The following is a 25,416-nucleotide window of genomic DNA, read 5'->3' as shown; positions in this document are numbered from 1 at the left end:
CTGTGTCGTGGTCACTTGGTGATAACCTTCAGACAGGTAACAACGGGAAAGTAACAATGAAAATAATGCTATCGGGCCGCGCGGGCGTGCTGTTAGGGCTTATGATTCTGTCCGGCTGTAGCGGTTTTAACCGGCAGACACCGGTAAAAACGCTGCATTATCAGTGTGGCACCCTGCCGCTCACCGTGACGCTGAAACAGGATATCCAGCCAGCGGAAGTGCATTTCCTGCTGGATGGCGAGCGTCTGCAACTTCCTCAGGTGGTTTCTGCCTCAGGCACCAAATACAGCAATAACCGGTATACCTTCTGGAGCAAGGGGGAACGCGCCTTTATTGAGCGCAGCGGACACATCATTGCGGATGATTGCCTTCTACAGAATGCGCCTTGACCCAACGTGTTACATTGAGATTTTCCCGCTGTGGGCGCAGAATGGAATGATGATTTTCGTCCCGACACACCACAGCAGGATGTTATGACACAGGACAACACTCCACTTCCCTCCGCCGCATTTCCGACTGAAGATGAAATTGCGGACGTCAGACGCGAATATACTCGTGGCGGTTTACGCCGCAATGAATTGACCGCCAACCCACTCGATTTGTTTGATAAGTGGCTCAAGCAGGCGTGCGATGCGCGCCTGTCCGATCCTACCGCGATGTGCGTTGCCACTGTCGATGAGCAGGGCCAACCCTACCAGCGCATCGTGTTGCTCAAACACGTCGATGAGCAAGGTATGGTGTTTTACACCAATCTGGGCAGTCGCAAGGCACAGCATCTGGCGCTGAATTCGCGTATCAGTTTACTGTTTCCCTGGCACAGCCTGGATCGCCAAGTGATTGTGACGGGGCATGCTGAACGTTTATTCACCATCGAGGTGTTGAAATATTTTCACAGCCGGCCGAAAGAGAGTCAGATAGGCGCTTGGGTTTCACAACAATCGAGCCGCATATCGGCCCGTGGCGTGCTGGAAAGCAAGTTCTTAGAACTGAAACAAAAATTCATGAAAGGCGAGGTGCCGTTACCGAGCTTTTGGGGCGGATACCGTGTGGCCATTGATACTGTCGAATTTTGGCAGGGCGGGACGCATCGTCTGCATGACCGCTTTATCTACCAGCGCGACGGCGAGAACTGGCAAATCGATCGTCTGGCACCTTAAGTGCTGCGAATTGTAGCAAATATCCCCTTTAAATACTGGCGCTCCCCTCGGGGGAGCTTTATTCTATGACGTTACGTTATTTCCCTTGGAATACGTTTTTTAAACATCGTTTATTTTACGAAAATGGAGCTATTGATGGCGAGTGGTAACCTGATTCAACAATTGCAAGAGCGGGGCCTGGTTGCTCAGGTAACGGACGAAAACGCGTTAGCAGAGCAGCTGGCGCAGGGGCCAATTGCACTGTATTGCGGTTTCGATCCGACCGCTGACAGCTTGCATTTGGGGCATCTGGTGCCGCTGTTGTGCCTGCGTCGCTTCCAGCTTGCGGGACACAAACCCGTGGCATTGGTCGGTGGAGCTACTGGACTTATCGGCGATCCGAGCTTTAAAGCCACAGAGCGTAAACTCAATACCAACGAAACCGTGGGCGAGTGGGTTGAGAAGATTCGCGATCAGGTGTCGCCGTTCCTGGATTTTGATTGCGGCGACAATAGCGCTGTCATGGCGAACAACTATGACTGGTTCGGCGGCATGAACGTGCTGACTTTCCTGCGCGATATCGGTAAGCACTTCTCCGTTAACCAGATGATTAACCGCGAAGCGGTGAAACAGCGTTTGAACCGTGATGATGTGGGTATCTCTTTTACCGAGTTTTCTTACAACCTGTTGCAAGGATATGATTTCGCGGCGTTGAACGAAAAATATGGCGTTGCGTTGCAGATCGGCGGCTCCGACCAATGGGGTAATATTACCTCCGGGATCGATCTGACCCGTCGCTTGCACCAGAATACGGTGTTCGGCCTGACCGTTCCGTTGATCACCAAATCAGACGGCACCAAATTTGGTAAAACGGAAGACGGCGCAGTCTGGCTGGATGCCAAGAAAACCAGCCCGTATAAATTCTACCAATTCTGGATCAATACCGCCGATGCGGATGTTTATCGTTTCCTGAAGTTCTTTACCTTCCTCAGCATTGAAGAGATTACCGCGTTGGAAGAAGAGGAAAAAAACAGCGGCAAGGCGCCGCGCGCCCAGTATGTGCTGGCAGAAAACGCCACGCGTATGGTGCATGGTGAAGAGGGTCTGCAAGCGGCGCAGCGCATTACGCAGAGCCTGTTCTCAGGTGCACTGAATGCGCTGACAGAGAATGACTTTGCCCAGTTGGCACAAGATGGCATGCCGGTTATTGAACTGGGGCGTGATGCTGACTTGCAGCAGGCATTGGTAACGGCCGAACTGGTCCCTTCTCGTGGTCAGGCGCGTACCATGATCGCCTCAAATGCGGTGACCATTAACGGTGAAAAACAGTCTAACCCTGAGTATGCCTTCACGAATAGCGATCGTCTGTTTGACCTCTATACGTTGCTACGCCGTGGTAAAAAGCACTACTGCCTGATTTGTTGGAAGGCATAAGAAAACAACATGGATACATGCATAAAGGAGCGAAGGCTCCCTTTATTCTTGGTAACACTCCGAGGTTAGTGATAAGCAAGGTCAGGTTGTTGATAAATGAAAAACATTCTTTCTATTCAGTCCCATGTGGTTTTTGGACATGCAGGGAACAGTGCCGCAGAGTTTCCGATGCGGCGTATGGGCGCAAACGTTTGGCCGCTCAATATGGTACAATTCTCCAATCATACGCAGTATGGGCAGTGGACCGGTAGTGTGATGGATGCCAGTCATTTGACCGACATTGTGCAGGAGATTGCCAATATTGACAGACTGGCGCGTTGCGATGCGGTGCTGAGTGGCTATATAGCCAAGCGACTTAATTTTGATTACACCATATGGACTGAGAACAAAATCTCTGTATCGCAACCACTCTCTCTTTTTTTGCTTTTTGCTTGTGCCCATTTATGCTCAATTGGGTTAAGATCTGGCGAATATGTAGGCAAATGCTCCACCATATACCCTGCATCGATGATGACTTAGAGTTATGCTCATTTCTGGTGTACGGGGGGGTCGGGGAGGGTGGCCTATCCTGCTGATTGATTTCGTGGATGATTTCAACAACAGAAAGATGATACCCCATGAAAAAGTCTACCCTACAGGTCTCCGCAGAACCAGATATTGCCGGTGATCCCTTGCATGAACTCATTCGTAATGGTGCCAGGTAACTGATAGCTGCCGCCGTTGAGGTTGAGCTCGAAGCCATGCTGCAACAACATGCTGAACGCCGCCTTGACGACGGGCGTCATGCTGTCGTTCGTAACGGCTATTTGCCACCGCGAACCATACAGACGGGTATTGGGGATGTTGAAATTAAAGTACCTAAGGTCAGGGAGCGCAGCAGCAACGGAATATGCTTCAACAGCGCGTTGTTGCCGCCTTATCTGAAACGTGCAAAAAGCGTCGAAGAGTTGCTACCATGGCTGTACCTGCGAGGCATATCCACCGGTGATTTTCATGAAGCCCTGAGGGCGCTTCTCGGTGAAAAAGCTAATGGCCTCTCTGCCAGTACCATCAGCAGACTGAAACAGCAGTGGCTTGAAGAGCACAGGCAATGGTGCCTGCGTGATTTAAGCGATACGCGCTACGTTTATTTCTGGGCCGATGGCATATACAGCCATGTCAGGCAAGATGATTGCCTTTGCCTGCTGGTCATTATCGGCGTCACTGAACATGGACGTAAGAAGCTGGTTGCGGTCGAAGATGGTTATCGAGAGTCAGAAGCAAACTGGGCCGAACTTCTTAATGGCCTGCGAGCACGTGGCCTAACCGTATCTCCCAAGCTGGCTACGGGAGACGGTGCCCTTGGTTTTTGGAATGCAATGGCAAAGATATTCCCGGACACGCAGCACCAACGCTGTTGGGTGCACAAAACCGCTAATGTGTTGGCTTCACACCCCAAAGCCATGCAACCGAAAGTTAAGGCTGAGCTGCGGGAGGTTTGGCTAGCAGAGAGCCGCGATGCCGCTAATGAAGCCTTTGATGTTTTGTTGGCAAGGTTTTCAGCGAAGTATCCTGCAGCGATGAAGAAGCTGGAGAAAGCTCGAGAAGAACTGCTGGCATTCTACGACTTCCCGTCAGAGCACTGGGCGTCAATAAGAACGACAAATCCGATTGAATCGGCTTTTGCGACTGTGAGGCTACGAAGCAGAGGCGCGAAGAACGGTGGTTCGAGAGAAACAACCCTGTCAATGGTATTTAAGCTGCTCCAGTCTGCTCAGAAAAGCTGGAACCGACTAAGAGGATTTGACCTGCTGACCCTAGTTGTAAGCAACGTCCAATTTAAGGATGGAGAGCAGATTCACGAAGCATCAGAGCGGAACGTAGCCTGATCGCCATACACCAGATTTGCTAATAACTCTTGCGATACAGAGATTTTGTTCTCAGTCCATATAGTGTAATCAAAATTAAGTCGCTTGGCTATAATCAATCCCTCTATACCTCATGAGACTTAAAGGGTGCTACTCCCTGATGATGCGCTTTACTGCCATAACCTTGACGTTGTCACATTCACCCGCAGGGTGTTCTCTGACATAATAGCGTTCACTTTGCTGGCGTAATCCTAGTGCACCGTATCGCGTTTTGCCCGATCTCCCGACGCAAAGACGTCGGCGAATGGAGTCATCATGGAAGCATTTACCTCAGGTTTACTCGCGCTTGAGCAAGCGCTGCAACGTATGCTGGCGCTGGTTTCACCGCTGGCGCAGACCGAAATCATCTCTCTTGAACAGGCTGCGGGCCGCATTACCGCCACCGATATTACCTCCCCTCTCGACGTGCCCGCATTTGCCAATGCCGCGATGGATGGCTATGCCATACGCATGGTTGATCTGGCACAGGGTGATGCACTACTGCCCGTGGCAGGGAAAGCCTTTGCGGGTAACCCGTTCGTTGGTGACTGGCCCGCAGGAAGTTGTATCCGCATCATGACCGGCGCACCGGTTCCGCCGGGGACAGAGGCGGTTATCATGCAGGAATACGCCGAAGCAGAGGCTAACGGCGTGCGTTTCACGCATCCAGTGAAGGTTGGGCAAAATATCCGTCTGGCAGGGGAAGACATTCAGCGCGGCGCGCGCGTCCTACCGGCAGGCAGCGCATTGGGGCCAGCCCGTTTGCCGCTGCTGGCATCGCTGGGCGTGGCTGATGTCACCGTGATACGCCGTCTGCGCGTGGCCCTATTTTCTACTGGCGATGAGTTACAGCGTATCGGTCAGCCATTACAGGCAGGGCAAATCTACGACACCAACCGTTTTGCGGTACGCCTGATGCTGGAAAAACTGGGCTGCGATATTCTCGATCTCGGCATCATCCGCGACGATCCGGTAGCCCTGCGCGACGCGTTTCAACGCGCCGACAGTGAGGCCGATTTGGTCATCAGCAGCGGCGGCGTTTCGGTGGGAGAAGCCGATTACACCAAACAGATTCTGGACGATATTGCCAACATCCATTTTTGGAAGTTGGCGATCAAGCCCGGCAAGCCGTTCGCCTTCGGCAAACTGCGTCAGGCCTGGTTCTGCGGCCTGCCCGGTAATCCGGTCTCTACTGCCGTCACCTTCTATCAATTGGTGCAACCGCTCATCGCGAAGCTTTCCGGCCACAGCCAGTGGCACTTCCCGCCGCGCCAGCGAGTAAAAGCGGCCTCGGCATTGAAGAAAAACCCAGGCCGCCTCGATTTTCAACGCGGTATTGTTAGCCGAAACGATCACGGTGAGTTGGAGGTCAGGGCCACGGGCCATCAGGGCTCGCACATCTTCAGCTCATTCAGCCTTGGCAACTGCTTTATCGTATTGGAAGCCGAGCGCGGTGCGGTAGCCGCCGGTGAGTGGGTTGAAATCGAACCCTTTAATGCCCTGCTGGGAGAGTGATGATGTCAACAACCGCTCCCGAAGCACCAGAGAGTGAGGATGCGCTTAGCCACAGCGAAATGCTGCGCTACAACCGCCAGATTATGCTGAAAGGCTTCGATTTCGATGGGCAGGAAGCGCTAAAAGCGGCCAGCGTACTGGTGGTGGGGTTAGGCGGCTTGGGTTGTGCCGCAGCACAGTACCTGGCAGCGGCGGGCACAGGACATCTGACGCTGCTGGATTTTGACACCGTTGTGCTTTCCAACCTGCAACGCCAGGTTTTGCACCGCGATGCACGTATCGATATGGCGAAGGTCACCTCTGCCGCTACGGAACTGGCCACGATTAACCCCCATATTTCACTCGAGTGCATTAACGACGATCTGGCGGATGAAGCCTTGCAGGCGCTGGTAAACCGCCATCAGGTGGTACTGGATTGCACCGACAACGTAGCGATACGCGATCGTCTTAACCGCTTTTGTTTTCACAGCAAAACGCAGCTGGTTTCTGGTGCCGCCATTCGCATGGAAGGTCAGATCAGCGTGTTTACCTATGGTGAACAAGAGCCCTGCTACCGCTGCCTGAGCCGACTGTTTGGTGAAAACGTGTTAACCTGCGCCGAAGCTGGGGTGATCTCCCCGCTGGTTGGTATCATTGGTGCCTTACAGGCGATGGAGGCGATCAAACTGCTGGCGCATTTTGGCGAACCGGCCGTCGGTCGGTTGGTATTGTATGACGCCATGACCACACAGTTTCGCACGATTACGCTACCCAAAAGTCCACACTGTGAGGTGTGCGGACACTGATCTGGCTGCGGTAGCGCGGGTTACCCCCCATAGGTTGAGCACATTTTTGCTTAGCAGCTATTCTTCTATGGTATTGAGTTATCAAACTTGAACCTGTCACCCAAGGGTGGCAGAGTATCACTGGTATTTTGCGTCAAGGTTGCGAAATAACATACTGATGAGGAATGACTAGAGGGGAATAACGCATGAGCAACGCATTTTTGCAGGCTATCAAGGTTCGCCGTTCCATATATAGCCAAGCGACTTAATCTTGATTACACCATATGGACTGAGAACAAAATCTCTGTATCGCAACCACTCTCTCTTTTTTTGCTTTTTGCTTGTGCCCATTTATGCTCAATGGGGTTAAGATCTGGCGAATATGTAGGCAAATACTCCACCATATACCCTGCATCGATGATGACTTGTTGAATATTATGTTTTTTGTGAAAAGTTGCATTGTCCATCACGATTACCCTGTTTTTAGGGAGTACTGGGATAAGGACTTGTGTGACCCAGGAATAGAAAACATCGCTGTGCCTAATAAAGCGCCGATAACATTTGTTCTTCCCTTGGCTCCCCAGTTCTTCAGGCCAAAACACCGTTGACCTTTTGGGGAATAACCGTGAGTCCGTGGGGTATCGTATGGAAAACCACTTTCATCAAAAAAAACAATAGGTTTACCTTCTTTTTCATACTGTTGTATTTTTTGTTGAAATGCTTGCCGGGCGCTTTCGTCGGCTTTCGGATGACGTAGAGTTTTTTTATAGGTCAATCCCAGCTTTTTAAGAGCTTGCCAAATGGCCTTCTGACAAACGCCAAAACGCTCTGCACGTTCTTTTTGGTAAGCATCTGAATATGGTTCAACATCTTTTATAGCCAAGCGACATTATTTTGATAACAATTAGCTGTGTTTTTTTCCACATATCAGGGCATTGGCTGTAATCATTTTTAAGTCGGTTGGCTATACCTATGCTCATGATACAGGGGATGCAGTCATCAAATTTATCGCGGAGCAGTTAAGAGACGGTTCTCGCGACAGCGATATTTTATGCCGCAGCGGCGGCGAGGAATTTTTAGTGCTGTTTCCGGAAACGTCGCAGGAAATTGCCGAGCAGATCGCCGAGCGGCTGCGTACCAGCACAGAGGCGATGGCATCGCCTGCGGGTCATATCACCATTTCACTGGGCGTTTCTCTGTGGCGCGCAGACAAAAACGGCGATTTTACCATCGATCAGGCACTGAAGTTGGCTGATAAAGCGCTCTACCGCGCCAAGCAGGAAGGTCGTAATCGCGTGGTACTGGCTCTAGGTGCTTGAAGATTGCGGGAGTGAAGATAACGCTAGATTATAACTGTATATATAACCATACTTAATACTTCTCTTTTGGCTGAGGTATTCACGCGTGGTGCAGGTGTCTCAGGGGTTTATTCTTACCCGCCACTGGCATGACACCCCCGCTGGCATTCAGATTGATCTCTGGCTCGCCACCGACGGTGGTCCGGTGCTGGTTTCATTGCCACCGCAACAGGCAGTGGCCTTCATTCCCGCGCAGCAGCAGGCGCGCACTGAAGTGCTGCTGAATACCGATACTTCAGTGACCCGTAAGCAGCGTCCCCCCTCGTTGCGCCCTTTGATGTTGCTAGATTTCCACCACCAGCCGCTGCTGGGCCTCTATTGTTCTCATTACCGCCAACTGCTGGCACTGGAAAAGCGATTACAGGAAGCGGGCATTACCGTTTATGAAGCGGACATCCGCCCCCCCGATCGCTATAGCCAAGCGACATTATTTTGATAACAATTAGCTGTATTTTTTTGCCACATATCAGGGCATTGGCTGTAATCATTTTTAAGTCGGTTGGCTATATCTGATGGAGCGCTTTATCATCGCGCCGGTGTGGTTCAGCAGTCAGCCTGCCGGGCCGAATGCGGTGGTTCACGCTCAGATGGAGCCCAGCCCGGACTATAGACCCAGATTAAAGCTGGTGTCGCTCGATATCGAAACCAGCAGACACGGTGAGCTTTACTGCATCGGGCTGGAAGGGTGTGGGCAGCGTCAGGTGTATATGCTGGGCCCTGAGCCCTATGATGTGCCGTCTGCCCCTGAATTTGCGCTGGAATATGTCAACAGTCGCCCGCAATTGTTGAAGAAACTCAACGCCTGGTTCCGATGTCATTATCGGTTGGAATCTGGTGCAGTTTGATCTGCGCGTGCTGCAAAAACATGCCGAGCGTTATCGCATCCCGCTGCGCTTGGGCCGGGGCAATCAGGAACTGGAGTGGCGCGAGCACGGTTTCAAACAGGGGCATTTCTTCGCCAGTACGCCAGGGCGGCTGATTGTAGACGGCATTGAAGCCTTGAAATCCGCTACCTGGAATTTTCCCTCTTTTAGTCTGGAGTACATGTCCCAGACGCTGCTGGGGGAAGGCAAACTGTCGGATAATCCCTACCAGCGCATGGATGAAATCGAGCAGCGCTTTGCACACGATAAACCCGCCCTCGCCCGCTATAACCTTCAGGACTGTGAGCTGGTCACGCGCATTTTTGAAAAAAACGAGCTGATGCCGTTCCTGCTGGAACGCGCCACCGTCACCGGATTGGCGGCGGGTCGGTCGCTGCATTCAGCCACCTGTATCTACCGCGCATGTATCGTCTTGGCTACGTAGCCCCTAATCTGGGCGAAGTTGCCGTGGAGGCTAGCCCCGCCGGCTTTGTCATGGATTCATCTCCTAGGCTGTACGATTCGGTGTTGGTGCTCGATTATAAAAGCCTGTACCCCTCGATCATCAGTACCTTTCTTATCGACCCGGTGGGGTTGATTTGCGGCATGCAACAGCCGGATGACTACGCGTCAGTGCCCGGCTTTCGTGGTGCCCGCTTCTCGCGCCAGCAGCATTGCCTGCCCGCCATTGTCGAGCAGATTTGGCAGGGACGCGATGCCGCCAAGCGTGCCGGGAATAAACCGCTTTCGCAGGCGCTGAAAATCATCATGAACGCTTTCTATGGCGTGTTGGGTGCCAGCGGCTGCCATTTCTTCGATCCGCGGCTGGCCTCCTCAATCACCCTGCGCGGTCACGAGATTATGCAGCAAACTCGCGCCTTGATTGAGTCGCAGGGCTATCAGGTGATCTACGGTGATACCGACTCCACTTTCGTCTGGCTGAAACGCCCGCATGATAATGCATAGGTATCTACACATCTTTTGCAATATCTGCTATTACGTTGCTGCATGATCTCAACTTATCCATCGGCGGGATTGATGCCCGCCTTAACCGGCGTTATCAGCGTCTGGTTAAGCAACACATGACTCCCGCAGCACCATTGGCGTCAGCCGTTAAAGACCTTGCCTGCGCGCAGAAAACAACATTCGCCACTACTCAGGCCGGTTGGCGTTTTTTTAATAATGAACGTATTAGCTTCACTCAGCTCAATGAACCGATTATTTCGCTGGCTCTCCGGCATCTTGCACTTAGCCCGCATCCATACGCTCTCGTCGTTCACGACTGGTCTCATTTACAGTTTCGTACCCACAATGGGAAAGAAGAACGTTTGAAAATGACGCATGGTGGCGACGTCGGTTATGAACTACAAACCAGCCTACTGCTTGATGCTGCAAATGGTTTACCAATAGCGCCCCTGTCTCAAACTCTAACCGATAGGGAGGGTTGTCGTTCAACGCTAACCGAGGGCTTGTCTGAGAGTCTGACTCATATGGATGCTTTGACGGCTGATATCGCCCGCCTTGAGTCTCTTGATACCGGGAGGAAGTTATAGCCAAGCGACTTAATTTTGATTACACCATATGGACTGAGAACAAAATCTCTGTATCGCAACCACTCTCTCTTTTTTTGCTTTTTGCTTGTGCCCATTTATGCTCAATGGGGTTAAAATCTGGCGAATATGTAGGCAAATACTCCACCATATACCCTGCATCGATGATGACTTGTTGAATATTATGTTTTTTGTGAAAAGTTGCATTGTCCATCACCATCACGATTACCCTGTTTTTAGGGAGTACTGGGATAAGGACTTGTGTGACCCAGGAATAGAAAACATCGCTGTTAATATTGATATCAAATAATTCGATAGCAAACAGCGTTGTGCCTAATAACGCGCCGATAACATTTGTTCTTCCCTTGGCTCCCCCGTTCTTCAGCCCAAAACACCGTTGACCTTTTGGGGAATAGCCGTGAGTCCGTGGGGTATCGTGTGGAAAACCACTTTCATCAATAAAAACAATAGGGTTACCTTCTTTTTCATACTGTTGTATTTTTTGTTGAAATGCTTGCCGGGCGCTTTCGTCGACTTTCGGATGACATAGAGTTTTTTTTTATAGGTCAATCCCAGCTTTTTAAGAGCTTGCCAAATGGCCTTCTGACAAACGCCAAAACGCTCTGCACGTTCTTTTTGGTAAGCATCTGGATATGGTTTAACATCTTTTATCAACTCGGATTTATCGATCTTTCGCTGACGCGTGGTCGATGCTTTTAACGCTATTTAATTAATCCAACGCGATACAGAGGCAGGGCCAATCCGAAATTGCTTCGCTGTTTCTCGGATACTCAACCCTTCTTCTTCCCGTGTAGATATCACTTTACGTCTAAAATCAATTGAATAGCTCATTTAAATAATCTAATCAAAATTAAGTCGTTTAGCTATAGTTCATCTCATTGACCGTGAAGGTGACTCTATCGGACATATGCGCACATTAAGCTCCCAGGGAATATGTTGGCTTATCCGGGGAAAGGAAGGGCATCTGGCCGAGTGGGGCGGTGACACCCGTAAAATTGGTGAAATTGCAGACGATCTGCCATTTATCGCAAACGGACAGGTTGGCTGGAAAGGGAAAAAAGCCAATATGGAGATCGGGGAAACATCCGTGATCATAACGCGAACAACAAAAGCGAAACGGAAAGACAAGAACACCGGACGGCGAGTGAAAGTTCAGCCAGGCGTAGCTCTGACACTCAGATTAGTTGTGGTTCGCCTTACCGATACTCACGGTAAATTTATCGGACGCTGGACGCTGCTCACAAACGTTAGCAACGATCTCACCAGCGCGGAAGTCGCTCGCTGGTATTACTGGCGCTGGGGTATTGAATCCTTTTTTAAGCTGCTGAAAGGTGCCGGTCATGATGTAGAAAAATGGCTTCAGTGCAGTGCTGGTGCACTGCTACGCAGGTTATTGATGCTATAGCCAACCGACATTATTTTGATAACAGCCAGCTATGCTTTTTTGCCGCATATCAGGGCATCTGTTGTAATCATTTTTAAGTCGGTTGGCTATAGCATGGCATGTGTGCTGGTATGGCGGCTGCAACGTGCTGAAGGAGACGACAATGCGGCAGCCCGTCAGTTAATTTGCCGATTATCCGGACGACAACAAAAACGAGGGCGTAAAGAAAGCGCCCCAGCGCTGCTTGCCGGACTATCCATCCTGCTAAATACCTTGATGTTATTAGCAGACTATACCCCGGAAGAACTTGCCCACTTAGCTATGGTGGTTTTTAACCCTTTATGATGTGTAGATACCTATGCATGATAATGATGAGGCCATCGAGATAGGCCGTAATCTGGCCCAGTTGGTCAATCACTGGTGGCAAAACCACCTGCAACAAACGTTAGGGCTCACCAGCGCGCTCGAATTGCAATTTGAAACCCACTACTGCCGCTTTTTGATGCCAACCATTCGCGGTGCGGAACAGGGCAGCAAGAAGCGCTATGCGGGAATGACGCAGACGCCTGACGGGGAAAAAATCGTTTACAAAGGGCTAGAAACGGTACGCACCGATTGGACGCCGCTGGCGCAGCAGTTTCAACAGCAGCTTTATGCGCGTATCTTCCGCCAGCAGCCGTATCAAGCCTAGCTGCGAGAATATGTCGAAAAAAACCTGAACGGCGAGTTTGACGATCTGCTTGTCTACCGTAAACGGCTGCGTCGTCCGCTGAGTGATTACCAGAAAAACGTACCACCGCACGTGCGTGCCGCCCGACTCGCTGACGACTACAACCGCCAGATAGGTCGCCCGCTTCAATACCAGAATGACGGTTGGCTCAGCTATGTGATGACGCTCAACGGCCCAGAGCCTTTGGAAACCCGGAATTCTACGCTGGACTATACTCACTACGTCGAGCGCCAACTGCAACCGGTGGCTGATGCTATTCTGCCGTTTTTACAGGATGATTTTTCCAGCCTGATTACCGGCCAGATGGGATTATTTTAAGCGTTGAATGGATGACGAATGCCGCGCCTTCCATTACCATATCCCTCTTTTAATGCCTGACTGAAAACGGGTATGCATTACCACCACTACTCATTCATCTCCAAAGGGATTAACGACAGGCTTTACTCTGTCCGACATGCCCGACAATGACAAATATCGAGCTACGAATTTATGCTTTTTACACTTGGTCAACGCTGGATCAGCGATACGGAAAGCGAGCTGGGACTGGGCACGGTTGTTGCTCTGGATGTACGCATGGTCACACTGCTTTTTCCCGCAAGCGGAGAAAATCGCCTCTATTCGGGAAGCGATGCTCCGATCACCCGTGTCATGTTTAATTCTGGCGATACCGTCACCAGCCACGAAGGCTGGCAGCTCAGCGTCACTGAAACCCGCGACGAAAACGGGCTGATCGTTTATATCGGTGAACGCCTTGATGACGGTACACCGGCAGAGCTGCACGAAGTGATGCTGGACAGCAAGTTGACCTTTAATAAGCCGCAAGACCGCCTGTTTGCCGGACAGATCGATCGTATGGACCGCTTTGCCCTGCGCTATCGCACGCGTTTGCACCAACAGGCTCAAGCATTGCAGCCTTGGGGGGGCCTGCGCGGCATGCGCGCCAGCCTGATCCCCCACCAGTTGCACATTGCGCGCGAAGTGGGTCAACGCCACGCGCCGCGCGTACTGCTGGCCGATGAAGTGGGTCTGGGCAAGACCATTGAAGCCGGGATGGTTATCCACCAGCAATTGCTGGCCGGGCGCGCTGAACGCGTGCTGATTGTGGTACCGGAAACCCTGCAACATCAGTGGCTGGTGGAGATGCTGCGCCGCTTTAACCTGCTGTTCTCCTTGTTTGATGATGATCGCTATGCCGAGGCCAGACTCGACAGCAGTAACCCGTTTGAGACCGAGCAGTTAATCATCTGCTCCCTGGGTTTTGTTCAGAAAAATGCGGCACGCTTTGAACAAGTGCTCGCCGCCCAGTGGGATTTACTGGTGGTCGATGAAGCACACCATCTCGCCTGGAGCGAAGCCGCCCCTAGCCCTGAATATCAGGCGATTGAGCAGTTGGCACAACGCATTCCTGCCGTGCTGCTGCTGACGGCAACCCCTGAGCAACTCGGCCAGGAGAGCCACTTTGCTCGCTTGCGACTGTTAGATCCAAATCGTTTCCACGACTACCGTGAATTCGTTAAAGAACAGCAGCAGTATCGTCCGGTGGCGGATGTCGTTGCTCTCCTGCTTGCCGATGAAAACCTCAGCAAAGATGAGATAAACCTGCTCACCGAATTGCTGAGCGAGCAAGACTGCGAACCGCTACTCAAAGCTGTCAATAGCGACACCACCGATCGCCAAACCGCACGGCAGGAACTGATTGCCATGCTCATGGACAGACACGGCACCAGCCGCGTGCTGTTCCGCAATACGCGCCAAGGTGTGAAAGGCTTCCCGCAGCGTGTGCTACACCAGATCAAGTTACCGCTGCCCGCGCAATACCAGACGGCTATTAAAGTCTCCGGCATCATGAGCGGCAGTAAAACGCCGGAAGCACGCGCGCGCGACATGCTGTACCCGGAGCAGATTTACCAAATGCTGGAAGGGGACGATGCTACCTGGTGGAATTTTGATCCGCGCGTTGAGTGGCTGCTCGGTTACCTGACCGCCAATCGCGACAAAAAGATATTGGTGATTTGCGCCAAAGCCGCTACTGCTTTGCAGCTTGAGCAGGTATTACGCACGCGTGAAGCAATTCGCGCTGCCGTATTCCATGAAGGGTTGTCTATCCTTGAGCGCGATCGCGCGGCAGCATATTTTGCTTCGGAAGAAGATGGTGCGCAGGTACTGATCTGCTCGGAGATCGGTTCCGAAGGGCGTAACTTCCAATTTGCCAGCCACCTGATCATGTTCGATCTGCCGTTTAATCCGGATCTGCTGGAGCAGCGTATCGGACGTCTGGATCGTATCGGCCAAACGCAAGAAATTCAGGTGCTGGTGCCCTACCTGGAAAACACCGCACAGGCGCTTCTGGTACGGTGGTATCACGAAGGGCTCGATGCCTTCGAACATACCTGTCCAACGGGCCGTACCATTTATGATGCTCATTACAGCACGCTGATTGAGCGCCTGAGCGTTCCCACAGAGAGTGACGGGCTGGATGAATTTATTCGTACCTGCCGTCAACAGCACGATGCACTGAAAGCGCAGCTCGAACTCGGCCGCGATCGCCTGCTGGAAATGCACTCCAACGGCGGTGAAGCCGCGCAGATGCTGGCTCAATCCATCGAGGAACAGGACAACGACGTCAACCTGGTCACTTTCGCTCTGAATCTGTTCGATATTGTCGGCGTGAATCAGGAAGATCGCAGCGATAATCTGATTATTCTCACACCTTCCGATCATATGCTGGTGCCGGATTTTCCCGGCTTGCCGCAGGATGGCTGCACCATCACCTTCGAACGTGAGCAGGCGCTGTCGCGGGAAGATGCACAGTTTGTCAGCTGGGAACATCCGCTGATCCGCAACAGCATGGATCTGATTTTGTCCGGAGATACCGGTAGCTGTGCCGTGTCACTGCTGAAAAACAAAGCGTTGCCCGTGGGGACGCTACTGGCTGAGTTGGTCTACGTGGTGGAAGCACAGGCACCTAAGCAGCTGCAGTTGACCCGCTTCCTGCCGCCGACACCGTTACGTTTACTGATGGATCGCACCGGTAAAAATCTGGCTCTGCAGGTAGAGTTTGAAAGCTTTAACCGCCAGCTCAACACGGTAAACCGCCATACCTCCAGCAAATTAGTGAATGCGGTACAAGCCGACGTTCACAGTATGTTGCAGCAGGCCGAACCCTTGGTGGCCGCTCAGGCGCAGCAATTGATTATCGATGCGCAACAGCAGGCTGATCTGCAACTGCGCCGCGAACGGGAACGGTTGGAAGCCCTGAAGGTGGTTAACCCGAACATCCGTGACGGTGAACTGCTGGCGCTGGAAACACAGCGGGAACAGGTGCTGCTCAATCTGCATCAGGCTAACTGGCGGCTGGATGCCATTCGTTTGGTAGTGGTCTCTCACCAGTAGTCAATAATGCCGGCGGCAACGGCCTCTCCGTTGCCGCCGCAGGAGCCATCATGGAACCCTATAACCCGCCCATCGATCCCTGGCGGCACGTGTTGTATAGCTAAACGACTTAATTCTGATTACATTATTTAAATGAGCTATTCAATTGATTTTAGACGTAAAGTGATATCTACACGGGAAGAAGAAGGGTTGAGTATCCAAGAAACAGCGAAGCAATTTCGGATTGGCCCTGCCTCTGTATCGTGTTGGATTAATCAAATAGCGTCAAAAGCATCGACCACGCGTCAGCGAAAGAGCGATAAATCCGAGTTGATAAAAGATGTTGAACCATATCCAGATGCTTACCAAAAAGAACGTGCAGAGCGTTTTGGCGTTTGTCAGAAGGCCATTTGGCAAGCTCTTAAAAAGCTGGGATTGACCTATAAAAAAACTCTACGTCATCCGAAAGCCGACGAAAGCGCCCGGCAAGCATTCCAACAAAAAATACAACAGTATGAAAAAGAAGGTAACCCTATTGTTTTTATTGATGAAAGTGGTTTTCCACACGATACCCCACGGACTCACGGCTATTCCCCAAAAGGTCAACGGTGTTTTGGGCTGAAGAGCTGGGGAGCCAAGGGAAGAACAAATGTTATCGGCGCTTTATTAGGCACAACGCTGTTTGCTATCGGATTATTTGATATCAATATTAACAGCGATGTTTTCTATTCCTGGGTCACACAAGTCCTTATCCCAGTACTCCCTAAAAACAGGGTAATCGTGATGGACAATGCAACTTTTCACAAAAAACATAATATTCAACAAGTCATCATCGATGCAGGGTATATGGTGGAGTATTTGCCTACATATTCGCCAGATCTTAACCCCATTGAGCATAAATGGGCACAAGCAAAAAGCCAAAAAAGAGAGAGTGGTTGCGATACAGAGATTTTGTTCTCAGTCCATATGGTGTAATCAAAATTAAGTCGCTTGGCTATATAACGGCTTCAGCTTGTGATGACATTGAGCGTGCTAGGGCGGAAAGTTACCTAAAAGTTGCTCAGGCGTTGGGGCAACAGGTAAGCGATATGCCTGCTGTCACCGGGCCTGCAACAGTGTCAGCGGAGCACATTGCGGTACTGGATGACTTCGCCAAGTCTATAGGTATGGATCTGAGCATCGGTCAGTTAACATTATTGGCGCGCGGGGAGCGTTTGCGTATTGACGGCTGCATTGTCTCCGCCACCAGTAGCGGAGAGCTGATACGCCGAAAAGGTACCGGCGTTGACCGGAAGACTGCTGATTTGTGGCAGCATATGAAACTACGTCATAATATTGACAGTGGAAATATCAGGTATGATCCCGTTGGCAGCTATGCCGAAATGCTGAAAAAAGCAGATACGGCTGCGTGGGACAGGTTGTTTGGCACGAGGAATCAGCTGAACGGTTAGCAATAATGATTGCCCTGAATGACGTAGATGGATAATAAACGGGTGTTTTATCTATTTTGTTGTCGAAATTACTATAAAATCGGCAGCTACGTGATTTTGTTGTATGATTTACAATGAAAATGAGCAACAAAATACAAAAAGGGTACTCACATGAAAAGCCTGATACACATCCCGCCAAAGCGTAGTGAACTTATACATGACCTGAATCAGTGCCTGAACATTCTTGATCCCGAGTTAAGGAATGGTCTCGCAGCTTATAATATTCCCGGGCTGACAGATGATGCCATACTCGACCACAAAGGGCGTTACCTTCACTGGGATGACATAAAAAACAGGCACCAAGAATACGATACGGCCTTGGCAAAATGGTCAATTATCAAAATAGCCCGTAAACCCTTTTTTGCGCCAGCTTTCGGCTATGGTGTCAGTTACATTGCAACGCCCAACCTCACCCGCATCGCCTCACTGGTGGATCAACGCTGCACAACCGCAGGGCTGAATGCGCTTATTGCCACCTACAGGGTAACCGATGAAAGCATTCTGGATTTTGCTGATGAGGAAAGTATTGCCTCCAGTCAGTTGGAAGGGGCGGCAACAACCCGTGTGATCGCAAAAAAAATGCTGAGGGATGGCAGAAAGCCACGCACAGAAGGCGAACAGATGATTATATGCAATCGTCTCCTGATGAATATGGCCTGGTCACACAGACATGAAGACATGTCTCTCGATCTGCTACTTGATTTTCACAGGGAAGCAACGACAGGCGTTGATGATAAAAACTATCACCCGGGAGAACTCCGCACGACTGATGATGTATGGGTCGGGGATGATATGGGAAATGTTATCCATCGCCCACCGGAAGCCGCCGAAGTCATGGAAGCTCTCCGTTCGTTGCTATTGTGGGCGAATATGTCTCACGAGAAAGAGACAGCATGGAAAAGATACATGCACCCCATGACCAAGGCGATCATCCTTCATTTTTATATTGGATACATACACCCGTTCTACGACGGTAACGGCAGGGTTGCACGCGCGCTGTGTTACTGGATGTTGTTCAGAACGGGTTATTCCGCTTTCCGCTATATATCCATCTCAAAACTGTTGAAAGAGGCCCCAAAAGAATACGCGCGGGCGTACCTGAGAACTGAAACCGATGATATGGATCTGACCTACTTCATTGAATATCAATCCAGGATTATTGAGCGGGCCGTTAACGACCTTGTCGCTCATGTTGAAACTTCTGCGTTCCGGCTTCAGGAGCTGCGCGCGTGGATGGCAGATACGGGGCTGTTGACGCACCTGAGCGATTTACAGATGAGTATCGTCACCTCGATGATCTACTTCCCTGAACGTGAATACACAATAAAAAGTGTGACCGAAAAATACGGCGTTGCCAGAAGCACCGCTCAGGTTGCCCTTGAATCCCTGGTCAACGCCAGAATAATGACAAAAGCGGGAGGTTCGGGGAGAACGCCAGCAACCTATACCGGGCGAAAATCACCGGAAAAACTGAAAGCGGGCTTGCTTAACTTGCAGCACGATTAGCCTGATGACATAACGCAGAAAAGCACCTCTCATGGCGCTTTTTTTTGTTTGCACAATGCCGCACAATTTTGCACAAATTTTTTGATGCTATTTTTATCCTTTGCGCCCTGTGTCGGCGCGGTTTTGGGTGAGATCTGCACATGCACAAAAACACGCAGGTTTGCTGCGTGCAGGTGACGGGGGAGTAGCATCCGCGAAAGGGGGTGGGTAGGGTCGGCTTGAACCCTCAATATGCTGATGGATTTCCGCCGTTCTGCGTGATTGTTTCGCGTTTGGAGAGACCGCGCGCAGACTCATGCCATCGCCTCACAGCGTGGCGTTGAGGCGCATTTGTGCGCGGGTGTTTTATAGGAGGAATGTGGGTACTTCAGCGGGCTTGCGTTGTCGGTGAAGTGAATAATTTTGAAGGAAAATCGCCGCAAAGCGCGGCGGTGAGGTGGGTTACTATTCGGCTTTCAGCAAGGCGTAGGGGTTGAAGCGGATCACTTCCATACTCAGCCAGTCATTGACATGCTTCAGCGCTTCCATGACCGGCATCAGTTCGTTAATGGCAAACACCCGTGCCGCTTTCTCAACGTCACCGAATGAGCCGTTGCCCTCCGGCATGGCCCCCATCAGTTGCGGCGACACACGGTGCGCGGCAAGGATATCGTCACGGGTAACAGACTTGATATTCAGGAATTCATCCTTGGCCGATATCTGACTGAAAGGGATGATTTGTATAGCAAAGCGACATTATTTTGATAACAATTAGCTGTATTTTTTTGCCACATATCATGGCATTGGCTGTAATCATTTTTAAGTCGGTTGGCTATATATGGAGACCTAGAAAGCCTGCAGGTAGATCTGGACAACTGGTTGTGGCATTACAATAATGAGCGAACTCATCAGGGAAAAATGTGCTGCGGGCGTACGCCGATGGCCACTTTACTCGATAGAAAACGGAGCTGGGCAGAAAAGAATCTGAACCAGATGTAATCTGACAGACACCTGTATAAATAATCGGTAACTGTCAGATCAGGTCTGAGCTAGTACACATTATGGGCGGGATCAGTTAAATTTGGCGCTGTAACGAAAAGCCCCGCAATTATCAATCGCGGGGCTTTTTGCTGTTTAAATTGTTCACAGTGGGTTAATAATGCGCCCTACTCTACTCTGCTAATCCGAATGGCTTTGTTGAATAATAGTGAGTCATGCTGTTTTGCCAGCTAGTTTTGGTAGAAAATGCTTGTCACCTCAGGTTTACAGTTTTCTTATGAGGCCTAACTGCATGATTTTGCGTTGCGAGGATCTGTCGTTTCACTGGGGGTGTAGCATAAAATATGTTTATTCAACAAAGCCAATCCGAATCTGAACCACGCAAAACCGATGTCGCCACTGGATAATTTCAAAAACAAAAAAACCACCTTGCGGTGGCGTAATAGTATTTATAACCAATTGTTTTTATTAACTTAAATGATGGTGCCCGGGGTGGGGCTTGAACCCGCACAGCGCGTACGCCGAGGGATTTTAAATCGTGCGTGATTATCATATAAAACATATAGATAATGTAATTTTTCATAATACTTCTTGAGATTTACCACACTGTTTATCAAGGGGTTACAATGAGCTATGTAATTTAATTATGAACTTATTGACCGTGGATTTGGACTACATTACTGTATGCATAACCAGCGTATTAGTTATGTAAACCAAGGGGAAAACCCACCATGAAAGTTGAAGTCACGATCGCCAAAGAGAAGAAGTTACCGAACGGTGCCGTTGAAGCGCTGCAAAAGGAGTTTGGCCGCAGACTAGAAGCCAGATTTCCCGATTGTCAGTTAACAGTACGCAGGGCGGGGAGTGATGGATTAACGGTATTCGGTGGGGACAAGGACGAGGTAAGCGAAATGCTTCAGGAAACGTGGGAATCGGCAGACGATTGGTTTAACTGAACAGAGAGATAGGATTGATATAACGCTTGACGGATAGCACCAAAGGGGCTATTATTTATCACATGAGGTAGCGGAACCGCCGCAGCGCGAACCCCGAAAGGATGAACGATGAGCACGAACGAAATGACAACCGCCGAACTTGAAAAGATTCATGCTGAAATCGCCAAGTTGATGGCCGAGACAGCAAAGATCAACAGGGAAACGATATGGTATCCCGTCGCCGTTGCAACCGGCTTGATTGGTGCGGTGGCCACAGTCACGGCCCTCATCATCAAACTGATTTAACTGAAGCCCCGCGAGGGGCTTTTTAATAGGCTTCTTTATGCGACTGATTAACGACTACACGCCCCCTACCCCGGATGATCTGAACAATTTGAAAGACACGCTGAGCTATACCGGCAACCAAATGGCAGACCTCGCCGGGGTAGCCAGCAATAGCCAGTGGCGCAAGTACACCGGGGGCGAATCCCCTCGCGCCATGTCCCCGCACATCCTGTTTTATATGGCGGCACAGCTTGCACTATCAGATGATGAGTTACAGCGTGTTGTTAAGAAGATGCATGAGATAGGAGCCGAAATCCGCTGATGAACAAAACAGGTTTTCAAGGAACGACAATCTGCGTACTTGCTAGCAATGACAAACTCATACTGTGCCCGGAAGGTTCTTACTCCGCGATCGAAGACTCCGGGTTCTATGTCGTTCTTCTGGTGATGGGTAACGATGCCTGAACCATCCATCCTGATCTGGTATTCACGCAGGAAGATGCGCTCGACATTATTGCCGAGCGACGAGGTTTTTCACTCGCTCCCTCACGTTAACAAATCAAAAACGAAATACCTTTTCAGCACCAAACCACTATCAAAATTAAAAAAATGACGCATTCTTAACGATATCCTTTCACAAAAGATAGATTCGTTGAGAATCATCTGTTAAAGTGAAATCAAAGTATTTACATTGCCCCCTTGTTTTTTCACTCGCTTATTTTATCCTATGAATATAAACTATCGTCCCGATATTGATGGCCTTCGAGCCATTGCCGTTTTATCCGTTATCGCTTTTCATTTAAATCAGCGCTGGCTTCACGGTGGCTTTATTGGCGTTGATATTTTCTTTGTGATATCGGGTTTTTTAATCACTAAAATTATTTACACCGACATCTTAAACAAAGAGTTTAGCTTTAAATCTTTTTATCAGAGGAGAATTAACCGCATTTTACCGGTCTTTTTTGTGGTCATGTTCTGCACGACTTTTGCAGCGTGGTATGTGTTATTGCCGAATGATTTCACGCTGTTTATGGAGAGTTTAAAGTCAACCACTTACTTTTGGGAAAATATGTGGTTTGCTTATAATACAGGTGGCTATTGGGATTCATCGGCAACAGATATGCCAATACTACATACTTGGAGCTTAGCCGTTGAAGAGCAGTTTTATATTGCGCTGCCTTTTTTATTATTCTTTTTATTTAGGTTAAAATTTAATCGTTCAAAAATTTTAGTGACGCTTGGGCTAATTGCATTCATCTCATTTTTACTGGCGCAACTGTCACCGCTATCAGCATTTTTAACCAAGTATAATTACTATTCACTTATCACAGGCAGAGCTGGCGAGCTATTAATTGGATCTATCATTGGCATTTTGTCAGTTAAAAGAACAATGGAAACTGGTGAGATAGTACGTGATGATAAAAATCATCTAGCTATTAAAAATAGCTTGACAATAATCGGATTTTTGATGATGTTATTGTCAATTATCTTCTTATCTAAAAAACATCTATTCCCGAGTTTTTGGGCAGTTATTCCCACTCTCGGCGTAGCGTTAATTATTTTTTGTTACGATAAGAATACTTATATAGCTAAATTACTTTCGATTAAACCCATCGTTTTCATCGGCACAATTTCATATTCGTTATATTTGTGGCACTGGCCGATTATTGTGCTTGCTCGTAAATATTTATTCGTTGATAACTTTACGACTATCAATGAATATTTAGTCGTTATTTTATTTATTATTTTTCTTTCATTATTTAGCTTTTATGTGGTTGAGAAACCTTGTCGTAAACATAATAAAACCTTTAAATTCTCATTGATTTCGTATTACATTCTCCCCTCGGCTATAATTTTTATAACTTATGCATTTGAAGGAAAAATAAATTCATCATCTTATGCAAAATATGAAGAAGCAGTTAAGCCATATAAATTACAAACACAATATTTAAATCCTGAAAATAACTTTTGTGACGAAAGAATTATAGGAAATTGTGTTTTTGGTGATAAATCTAAAAAGCCAAAAATATTGATGATTGGGGACTCTCATGCTGGGCATTACTCTCCTTATTTGGATGAGGCAGGTAAAAAATATGAGTTTGCAGTAAAAATTATCAATTACCATGGATGTGAATTTTTACCTGAGCAAGAAGATGAAAAAAAATGGGCTGTTTTATCGCAAAAAGAACCTTGCATAAAAGCAATGGATGATATAAAAAACGAAATTGACCAATATCCAATAATCATCTATGCCTTAAAATATAACTTATTTCCAATGGAATCTGAATTTTTAGCGAGTAAATACTTGCCCAAAATGGTTTCAAAATTAAAAGAACAGCAAGTGATTGTGTTAGCTCAAGTTCCAACGGTTAGCGAAAATAAACGGTTAAAGTTTATGAATGCTTTTTTAAAAGGGAAACATTACCAATCCAATGAATTTTTAACTTATGAAGAGAAAACTGCAAATAACTTAGTTAAAAGTGAGTTGAAAGGTAAAGCTATATTTTTTGATCCTTTATCTTATTTAGATGAAAACGCTAAAAAAGAATGGCCTATATACCATGGATTAATGGCGTACTCATTCCATAGCCATTTAAATGAATATGTTACTCGAAAATGGTCTGGAGAGGTACTTCCAAAACAAAAAGAATTTTGGGAGAGTGTTTTAAAACAGATAAATAATAAAGCGGTAAATTAGGTTTAGTTAAAAGGCAAGGTAACCAGTTAGGCTGTGTCCCTTAATTGCTTGAGCTATAGTATTCATCTGTTTCTACTACACTTTTGATTATGGCTCGCTACGATCTTTCTGATGAAGCATGGGCAATCATTGAGCCCTTGTTGCCAACCGTTTTGACATCTCCGCGGGCCGGCCGGCCGTGGGCAGAACATCGAAAAATCTTCAACGGCATGTTCTGGATACTGTGTTCAGGCGCACCATGGCGTGATTTACCTGAACGTTACGGCCCATGGAAAACCGTTTATAACCGTTTCAATAGATGGTCAAAGTCTGTAATTATTAACATTATTTTCAATAAGTTACTTTCATTTCTTGATGCTCATGGACTTGTTGACTGGTCAGCCACTGCGCTGGATGGCAGTAATATCCGTGCGCTCAAATGTGTGGCTGGCGCTCAAAAAAACATCTCGATATTACCAACGATAATAGCCTGGGTCGCTCACGAGGTGGTTATGGCACAAAAATCCACATGGCGACTGACGGAAGCGGCATCCCGCTAAACATCGTACTGAGTGCTGGGCAGGGTCACGAAAGCCTGTTTGCGTTACGACTCCTGGACGGAATTGGCGTGCAACGCCAGAACGGCAGCATGAAGCGTTGTGGCCATGCAGTACTGGCTGACAAAGCCTACTCTGGGAATGCACTACGTAACGAGTTGAAAAAAAGAGGGATAAAAACGGTTATTCCCCGAAAATCAAATGAAAAACTGGCTTCAGATGGACGCTCGCAACTTGATCGTGATGCTTATCGCCGTCGCAACGTTGTGGAAAGGTGTTTTGGCCGTTTAAAGGAATATCGACGGATCGCCACACGTTATGAAAAAATGGCAAGAAAGTATCTAGCAATGGTGAAACTTGGCTTCATCCGATTGTTTTACCGCAGGTTACGCAATTAATGGACACAGCCTAGTATAACTGGTTTAATGAGATTATAATTTAAATTGTGTAATTGCCTGTTTTGATATGTTTACGCCAACAACGGAGACAGGCACATTATGGACGAAAAGAAGCTTAAGGCACTCGCTGCCGAACTGGCCAAAGGCCTTAAAACAGAAGAAGATCTCAGGACTGCCCCCACCCTGTAGAAAAATTCTGTCCTCGCAGCGAAGCCTGTTCGAAGGCCTCTGGGCTGACACCGCAAGGTGACTGTGTTGGCGCGTCCGGTTGTGGAAGACTTTAATGTATCGAAGATATCCATCCTGACCCTGTGTTCACTCCTGAGGATGCGCTCGACACCATCGCCGAGCGCTAATGGTGTAGGCCAGAGCGTCAATGTCCAATTCCATCACTGTGCCATTAGGCTGTGTCCCGCAATTCATTTTCACCGATTGGACATGAGAAAAACACATCAAATCTGTTCGTTTTTTGGACTAACTCCGTGTGTTTTTACAATCAAGAACTGCCTGTATTGTACGATTTTTCATCTACTATGCAATTAAGGGACACAGCCTAGTATTTGACATACTGAAAAAG

Annotated in this window: 24 protein-coding genes and 8 pseudogenes; 24 read left to right on the top strand and 8 right to left on the bottom strand. The window is 48.8% G+C overall.

What is annotated here, in order from left to right:
- Nucleotides 1–56 precede the first annotated feature (56 nt).
- The 4 genes and pseudogenes from ACD630_RS08110 to pdxY form a co-directional block, all read left to right on the top strand.
- On the top strand, nt 57–389 hold the full coding sequence (locus ACD630_RS08110) for an MliC family protein (protein WP_430358724.1): 333 nt from the start codon (nt 57–59) through the stop codon (nt 387–389).
- An 84-nt stretch (nt 390–473) separates the two neighbouring features.
- Complete coding sequence (gene pdxH / locus ACD630_RS08105; protein ID WP_430359953.1) at nt 474–1,157, top strand: pyridoxamine 5'-phosphate oxidase; 684 nt, start codon at nt 474–476, stop codon at nt 1,155–1,157.
- 135 nt (nt 1,158–1,292) lie between these two features.
- Entirely contained in the window at nt 1,293–2,570 is a 1,278-nt protein-coding gene (tyrS, locus tag ACD630_RS08100) for a tyrosine--tRNA ligase (RefSeq protein ID WP_430358723.1), read from the top strand.
- 96 nt (nt 2,571–2,666) lie between these two features.
- Nucleotides 2,667–2,978 (top strand): annotated as a pseudogene (pdxY, locus tag ACD630_RS08095) (pyridoxal kinase); the annotation flags it as partial.
- Here the strand turns inward: pdxY and ACD630_RS08090 are convergent.
- Complete coding sequence (locus ACD630_RS08090; protein WP_430358722.1) at nt 2,936–3,064, bottom strand: transposase; 129 nt, start codon at nt 3,062–3,064, stop codon at nt 2,936–2,938. The pseudogene pdxY and the gene ACD630_RS08090 sit on opposite strands and share 43 nt — an antisense overlap.
- Before the next feature lie 123 nt (nt 3,065–3,187).
- On the opposite strand from ACD630_RS08090, the pseudogene ACD630_RS08085 reads away from it, so the two are divergent.
- Nucleotides 3,188–4,438: pseudogene (locus ACD630_RS08085) on the top strand (IS256 family transposase).
- On the opposite strand, the gene ACD630_RS08080 reads toward ACD630_RS08085, so the two are convergent.
- Nucleotides 4,408–4,536: a hypothetical protein gene (locus ACD630_RS08080; protein ID WP_430358721.1), complete on the bottom strand. Its 129-nt coding sequence runs from the start codon at nt 4,534–4,536 to the stop codon at nt 4,408–4,410. The pseudogene ACD630_RS08085 and the gene ACD630_RS08080 overlap by 31 nt on opposite strands.
- A gap of 196 nt (nt 4,537–4,732) precedes the next feature.
- Here ACD630_RS08080 and moeA point away from each other — a divergent pair, with 196 nt between their 5' ends.
- Together moeA and moeB are read left to right on the top strand one after the other, a co-directional pair.
- The gene (gene moeA / locus ACD630_RS08075) at nt 4,733–5,971 is read left to right on the top strand and encodes a molybdopterin molybdotransferase MoeA (protein WP_430358720.1); all 1,239 of its coding nucleotides are present in this window, start codon (nt 4,733–4,735) and stop codon (nt 5,969–5,971) included.
- Nucleotides 5,971–6,756 (top strand): molybdopterin-synthase adenylyltransferase MoeB, encoded by a 786-nt coding sequence (gene moeB / locus ACD630_RS08070; RefSeq protein ID WP_430358719.1) that lies wholly within the window; start codon nt 5,971–5,973, stop codon nt 6,754–6,756. Before moeA ends, moeB begins: the two co-directional genes overlap by 1 nt.
- Before the next feature lie 362 nt (nt 6,757–7,118).
- Here the strand turns inward: moeB and ACD630_RS08065 are convergent.
- A pseudogene (locus tag ACD630_RS08065) lies at nt 7,119–7,235 on the bottom strand (IS630 family transposase); the annotation flags it as partial.
- The gene (locus ACD630_RS08060) at nt 7,208–7,618 is read right to left on the bottom strand and encodes a transposase (protein WP_430358718.1); all 411 of its coding nucleotides are present in this window, start codon (nt 7,616–7,618) and stop codon (nt 7,208–7,210) included. The gene ACD630_RS08060 and the pseudogene ACD630_RS08065, both read right to left, overlap by 28 nt.
- A gap of 52 nt (nt 7,619–7,670) precedes the next feature.
- Between ACD630_RS08060 and ACD630_RS08055 the strand changes: the two genes are divergently transcribed.
- The 4 genes and pseudogenes from ACD630_RS08055 to ACD630_RS08040 all read left to right on the top strand — a co-directional run bounded on the left by ACD630_RS08055 (nt 7,671) and on the right by ACD630_RS08040 (nt 10,509).
- A complete protein-coding gene (locus tag ACD630_RS08055) occupies nt 7,671–8,054 on the top strand; it encodes a GGDEF domain-containing protein (protein ID WP_430358717.1) in 384 nt (127 codons plus the stop codon).
- 85 nt (nt 8,055–8,139) lie between these two features.
- Nucleotides 8,140–8,506, top strand: a pseudogene (locus ACD630_RS08050) (DNA polymerase II); the annotation flags it as partial.
- A 96-nt stretch (nt 8,507–8,602) separates the two neighbouring features.
- Nucleotides 8,603–9,910 (top strand): annotated as a pseudogene (locus tag ACD630_RS08045) (DNA polymerase II); the annotation flags it as partial.
- A 47-nt stretch (nt 9,911–9,957) separates the two neighbouring features.
- Nucleotides 9,958–10,509, top strand: coding sequence for a hypothetical protein (locus ACD630_RS08040; protein ID WP_430358716.1), 552 nt, complete (start codon nt 9,958–9,960; stop codon nt 10,507–10,509).
- 19 nt (nt 10,510–10,528) lie between these two features.
- On the opposite strand, the gene ACD630_RS08035 is transcribed toward ACD630_RS08040, so the two are convergent.
- From ACD630_RS08035 to ACD630_RS08025, 3 genes are read right to left on the bottom strand one after another with little or no spacing between them, the layout of a single operon-like run.
- Complete coding sequence (locus ACD630_RS08035; RefSeq protein ID WP_430359952.1) at nt 10,529–11,005, bottom strand: IS630 family transposase; 477 nt, start codon at nt 11,003–11,005, stop codon at nt 10,529–10,531.
- Nucleotides 10,888–11,232 carry an IS630 transposase-related protein gene (locus ACD630_RS08030; protein WP_430359951.1) on the bottom strand — a complete coding sequence of 115 codons (345 nt, stop codon included), beginning with the start codon at nt 11,230–11,232 and terminating at the stop codon, nt 10,888–10,890. The genes ACD630_RS08035 and ACD630_RS08030 overlap by 118 nt, the downstream gene beginning before the upstream one ends.
- A complete protein-coding gene (locus tag ACD630_RS08025; RefSeq protein WP_430358715.1) occupies nt 11,233–11,358 on the bottom strand; it encodes an IS630 transposase-related protein in 126 nt (41 codons plus the stop codon).
- A 76-nt stretch (nt 11,359–11,434) separates the two neighbouring features.
- Between ACD630_RS08025 and ACD630_RS08020 the strand changes: the two genes are divergently transcribed.
- The 7 genes and pseudogenes from ACD630_RS08020 to ACD630_RS07990 all read left to right on the top strand — a co-directional run bounded on the left by ACD630_RS08020 (nt 11,435) and on the right by ACD630_RS07990 (nt 19,009).
- Nucleotides 11,435–11,932 carry a hypothetical protein gene (locus tag ACD630_RS08020; RefSeq protein WP_430358714.1) on the top strand — a complete coding sequence of 166 codons (498 nt, stop codon included), beginning with the start codon at nt 11,435–11,437 and terminating at the stop codon, nt 11,930–11,932.
- A 15-nt stretch (nt 11,933–11,947) separates the two neighbouring features.
- Nucleotides 11,948–12,256 carry a hypothetical protein gene (locus ACD630_RS08015; protein WP_430358713.1) on the top strand — a complete coding sequence of 103 codons (309 nt, stop codon included), beginning with the start codon at nt 11,948–11,950 and terminating at the stop codon, nt 12,254–12,256.
- A 16-nt stretch (nt 12,257–12,272) separates the two neighbouring features.
- Nucleotides 12,273–12,959 (top strand): annotated as a pseudogene (locus ACD630_RS08010) (DNA polymerase domain-containing protein); the annotation flags it as partial.
- A 171-nt stretch (nt 12,960–13,130) separates the two neighbouring features.
- Nucleotides 13,131–16,034 (top strand): RNA polymerase-associated protein RapA, encoded by a 2,904-nt coding sequence (gene rapA, locus ACD630_RS08005; protein WP_430358712.1) that lies wholly within the window; start codon nt 13,131–13,133, stop codon nt 16,032–16,034.
- 132 nt (nt 16,035–16,166) lie between these two features.
- Nucleotides 16,167–16,988: an IS630 family transposase gene (locus tag ACD630_RS08000; RefSeq protein WP_430358711.1), complete on the top strand. Its 822-nt coding sequence runs from the start codon at nt 16,167–16,169 to the stop codon at nt 16,986–16,988.
- On the top strand, nt 16,913–17,464 hold the full coding sequence (locus ACD630_RS07995; RefSeq protein WP_430358710.1) for a hypothetical protein: 552 nt from the start codon (nt 16,913–16,915) through the stop codon (nt 17,462–17,464). Before ACD630_RS08000 ends, ACD630_RS07995 begins: the two co-directional genes overlap by 76 nt.
- Before the next feature lie 150 nt (nt 17,465–17,614).
- The gene (locus ACD630_RS07990; RefSeq protein ID WP_430358709.1) at nt 17,615–19,009 is read left to right on the top strand and encodes a Fic family protein; all 1,395 of its coding nucleotides are present in this window, start codon (nt 17,615–17,617) and stop codon (nt 19,007–19,009) included.
- A 444-nt stretch (nt 19,010–19,453) separates the two neighbouring features.
- On the opposite strand, the pseudogene ACD630_RS07985 reads toward ACD630_RS07990, so the two are convergent.
- A pseudogene (locus ACD630_RS07985) lies at nt 19,454–19,732 on the bottom strand (phage portal protein); the annotation flags it as partial.
- 93 nt (nt 19,733–19,825) lie between these two features.
- Here ACD630_RS07985 and ACD630_RS07980 point away from each other — a divergent pair.
- The 6 genes and pseudogenes from ACD630_RS07980 to ACD630_RS07955 form a co-directional block, all read left to right on the top strand.
- Nucleotides 19,826–19,987, top strand: a pseudogene (locus tag ACD630_RS07980) (IS481 family transposase); the annotation flags it as partial.
- Nucleotides 19,988–20,718: 731 nt separating this feature from the next.
- Nucleotides 20,719–20,943 carry a DinI-like family protein gene (locus ACD630_RS07975; RefSeq protein ID WP_430358708.1) on the top strand — a complete coding sequence of 75 codons (225 nt, stop codon included), beginning with the start codon at nt 20,719–20,721 and terminating at the stop codon, nt 20,941–20,943.
- A gap of 108 nt (nt 20,944–21,051) precedes the next feature.
- Nucleotides 21,052–21,228 carry a hypothetical protein gene (locus tag ACD630_RS07970; RefSeq protein WP_430358707.1) on the top strand — a complete coding sequence of 59 codons (177 nt, stop codon included), beginning with the start codon at nt 21,052–21,054 and terminating at the stop codon, nt 21,226–21,228.
- A gap of 37 nt (nt 21,229–21,265) precedes the next feature.
- Nucleotides 21,266–21,529 carry an XRE family transcriptional regulator gene (locus ACD630_RS07965; protein WP_430358706.1) on the top strand — a complete coding sequence of 88 codons (264 nt, stop codon included), beginning with the start codon at nt 21,266–21,268 and terminating at the stop codon, nt 21,527–21,529.
- Nucleotides 21,530–21,934: 405 nt separating this feature from the next.
- Complete coding sequence (locus ACD630_RS07960) at nt 21,935–23,905, top strand: acyltransferase family protein (RefSeq protein ID WP_430358705.1); 1,971 nt, start codon at nt 21,935–21,937, stop codon at nt 23,903–23,905.
- Nucleotides 23,906–23,994: 89 nt separating this feature from the next.
- Nucleotides 23,995–24,839 (top strand): IS5 family transposase gene (locus ACD630_RS07955; protein WP_430358704.1). Its coding sequence is split into 2 segments (ribosomal slippage): nt 23,995–24,340 and nt 24,340–24,839, totalling 846 coding nucleotides; the frame shifts between segments, so codons are not numbered across the junction.
- The last annotated feature ends 577 nt before the right edge of the window (nt 24,840–25,416 follow it).

It is taken from the genome of Symbiopectobacterium sp. RP, assembly GCF_050472005.1.
Lineage (GTDB): Bacteria > Pseudomonadota > Gammaproteobacteria > Enterobacterales > Enterobacteriaceae > Symbiopectobacterium.
Note: the sequence above shows the minus strand (reverse complement) of the source record. Positions and strands in the feature narration are given on the sequence as shown.